The following is a 1,988-nucleotide window of genomic DNA, read 5'->3' as shown; positions in this document are numbered from 1 at the left end:
GGCGGCGCAGCAGGTGTTCGGCGAAATTCAGCCGGGCGCCGGGGAACCAGTCGGCGTCGGGCATGGCCGGGCCCTCGCGCAGCACCTGCTCGGCGGGCGCGCTGAAGCGGATCTCGAAAAAATCGACGATGGCCTGCCAGAAGGCCTCGCGCTGTTCGACGCTCCAGGCGTGCAGGGCCGGGTAGTCGGCCAGGTCGAGGCCGTGGCGCCGGTTGATCAGACGGCGGAAGGCATCCAGGCGGGTAGCGGCGATACGTTCGGCGGAGGGCGTCCAGAGAGGCTGCTGCATGGCCGGTCCTCGTTGCTTGTCGGTACTTTCTACCCTAGCGCAAGCGGACGGGGTTGCCTTGACGCGCAGCGACGCTTATCGCCACGCGACCGACTTTCTGCCGTAGTGACGCCACCACGGCAACTGGCGCGAAACGCAAGGTGGCTCGGAGCGTAGGGTGGATCACGCTTCACCGATCCACCATGGCGTGACACCGTGGTGAGGATTGGTGGATGAACAAAGCGTCATCCACCCTACGGGCTTATCGGCTCAGGCGTGCGCGCGCCACCCGCGAGCCATTGGCCTTGCCCAGCACCTCGCAGATGCGCTGGCCGGCGGCGATCAGTTTGTCCATGTCGATGCCGGTGTCGATGCCCAGACCCTGCAGCATGTAGAGCACGTCCTCGGTGGCGACGTTGCCGGTGGCGCCCTTGGCGTAGGGACAGCCGCCGAGGCCGGCGACCGAACTGTCGAACACCTGGATGCCTTCGAGCAGGCTGGCGTAGATATTGGCCAGGGCCTGGCCGTAGGTGTCGTGGAAATGTCCGGCCAGCAGGTGGCGGGGGATCTCGCGGCCGACCACGTTGATCAGGTGGCGGGTCTTGCCCGGGGTGCCGGTGCCGATGGTGTCGCCGAGCGATACCTCGTAGCAGCCCATGGCGTACAGCTCGCGGGCGACGCTGGCGACCTGGGCCGGGTCGATCTCGCCGTCGTAGGGGCAGCCGAGCACGCAGGACACATAGCCGCGCACGCGCACCTTGGCGGCCTTGGCCGCCTCCATCAGCGGCACGAAGCGCGCCAGGCTCTCGGTGATGGAGCAGTTGATGTTCTTCTGCGAAAAGGCCTCGCTGGCGGCGGCGAACACCGCCACCTCTTCGACCTCGGCCTGCAGAGCGGCCTCGAGGCCTTTCAGGTTCGGCGTCAGTGCGGCATAGGTGACGCCCGGCTGGCGCTGGATGGCGGCGAACACCTCGGCGGAGCCGGCCATCTGCGGCACCCACTTGGGCGAGACGAAGCTACCAACCTCGACATAACCGAGGCCGGCGGCGCTCAGGTCGTCCACCAGGCGCACCTTGTCGGCCACGCTGATCGGCTGTTTCTCGTTCTGCAGGCCGTCGCGCGGGCCGACTTCGACCAGGCGTACGGATTTGGGCAGGCTCATCGGGGTTCCTCGTGTGTATTCGTTGTCATCGCGCGAGCGCGGTGGCGTAGGGTGCGCCGTGCGCACCATGGGGTTTGGCTATCTTAGGGCGCTTGCTGCGCATGACGCACGACAGCGTAGGGTGGATGTCGCTTTTTACATCCACCAACGCAGCCGTTGGTGCGCATGGCGCACCCTGCGGCTACTCGATCTCCACCAGCACCGCGCCGTCGCTGACCAGCTCGCCTTCGCGGCAGTAGATGGCCTTGACCGTGCCGGCCTCGGGCGCGCGGATGCTGTGCTCCATCTTCATCGCCTCCAGCACCACCAGGGCGGTGCCGGCCTCCACGGCCTGGCCCGGCTCGACCAGTACGCGGACGATGCTGCCGTTCATCGGCGCGGTCAGGCCGCCGTGCTGATGATGGCTGGCCTCGGCGGCGGCGATCGGGTCGAAGCGGCTGACCGCGTGCAGTTCGCCCTGCCATTGCAGGTACAGGGTGTCGCCCTGGCGGATCGCGGGCAGGCGCTGCTGCGCCGCGCCGGGCACCAGCAGGCTGTCGCCCTGCAGACGTGCCTGGC

The 1,988-nt window shown here is 68.0% G+C and carries 3 protein-coding genes; all 3 read right to left on the bottom strand.

The window, feature by feature from the left end; all coding sequences use genetic code 11:
* On the bottom strand, positions 1–289 hold a 289-nt coding region (locus tag N878_RS18935), incomplete at its 3' end, for an acetyl-coenzyme A synthetase N-terminal domain-containing protein (RefSeq protein WP_031303499.1).
* Positions 290–530: 241 nt separating this feature from the next.
* The gene (locus N878_RS18930; protein ID WP_021445146.1) at positions 531–1,430 is read right to left on the bottom strand and encodes a hydroxymethylglutaryl-CoA lyase; all 900 of its coding nucleotides are present in this window, start codon (positions 1,428–1,430) and stop codon (positions 531–533) included.
* Between the two features lie 181 nt (positions 1,431–1,611).
* Positions 1,612–1,988 (bottom strand): biotin/lipoyl-containing protein (locus N878_RS18925; protein WP_031303498.1); only part of this gene is annotated, 377 nt, incomplete at its 5' end.

The sequence above is a fragment of the Pseudomonas sp. EGD-AK9 genome, from assembly GCF_000465935.2.
Taxonomy (GTDB): Bacteria; Pseudomonadota; Gammaproteobacteria; order Pseudomonadales; family Pseudomonadaceae; genus Aquipseudomonas.
This window is presented reverse-complemented; position numbering and strand designations above follow the sequence as displayed.

Excerpts from the sequence above, each read along its gene's own strand:
- N878_RS18930 (WP_021445146.1), bottom strand. The coding sequence starts at position 1,430 with ATGAGCCTGCCCAAATCCGTACGCCTGGTCGAAGTCGGCCCGCGCGAC.